At 66.4% G+C, this 928-nt stretch carries 1 protein-coding gene; it reads right to left on the bottom strand.

Features of this window, described 5'->3' with window-relative positions; all coding sequences use genetic code 11:
* Positions 1 to 23: 23 nt before the first annotated feature.
* On the bottom strand, positions 24 to 928 hold a 905-nt coding region (locus ABEA77_RS33790), incomplete at its 5' end, for an IS110 family RNA-guided transposase (protein ID WP_345655977.1).

The following is a 928-nucleotide window of genomic DNA, read 5'->3' as shown; positions in this document are numbered from 1 at the left end:
GGGGGGTGCCCCTATGGGTTTCGTCAAGCTGATGGGGCGGGCTGTGGGTCGTAGAAGGTGCCGTCGCGGAGCATCGCGAAGAGCACGTCGGCTCGTCGTCTTGCGAGGCAGAGGAGGGCTTGGGTGTGGTGCTTTCCCTGGCTGATCTTCTTGTCGTAGTAGGTCCGGGAGGCCGGGTCGGCCAGAGACGCGAACGCGGACAGGAAGAAGGCTCGTTTGAGCTGCTTGTTTCCGCGCCGGGACGGTTGTTCGCCGCGGATCGAGGAGCCAGAACTGCGGGTCGTGGGTGCGAGGCCGGCGTAGGCGGCGAGGTGGGCGGCGGTCGGGAACGAACTGCCGTCACCGACGTCGATGAGGATGCGGGCTCCGGTCCTGACGCCGATCCCCGGCATGGACGTCAGGACCTTCGAAAGAGGGTGGTTCTCCAGCAGTTCTTCGATCCGAGTGGCCAAGAGTTTCCGCTGGTCAAGCACCGCTCGGAGCGAGTTGGCGAGGCTGGGGACGATCAGAGCGGCCGCGTCGGTGCCCGGGACGACGACGGTCTGTTCGTCCAGTGCGGTGAAGATGTCTTCGATGAGCCGTTCGGCCATCCGCGGTGCCTTTGGACGTATCAGTGCAATGAGCCGTCGGCGTCCGGCTTTGCGGATCTGGGCCGGGGAGCCGAACTGGTCGAGGAGAGTGAGCATGGCCGGGTGTTGGACGCGTGGGCCCAGGACCCGTTCCAGCGAGGGGTGGATCTGGGTGAGCAGGCCCCGCAGGCGGTTGCTGATGCGGGTTGCTTCGCCGGCCAGGTCGTCGTCGAAGCCGACGATCATCTCCAGCTCGGCGATGGTCTCGTCCTCGAGGTCGACCGAGCGGAGTGTGTGAGGCATGACGCGGGCCGCGTCCGCGATGATGAACGCGTCCCGGGCGTCTGTTTTGGCCTCGC

The sequence above is a fragment of the Streptomyces tremellae genome, from assembly GCF_039540215.1.
In the GTDB taxonomy this organism is placed as follows: domain Bacteria; phylum Actinomycetota; class Actinomycetes; order Streptomycetales; family Streptomycetaceae; genus Streptomyces; species Streptomyces tremellae.
The sequence above is the reverse complement of the archived record's forward strand: the minus strand, read 5'-3'. Positions and strand labels throughout refer to the sequence as shown.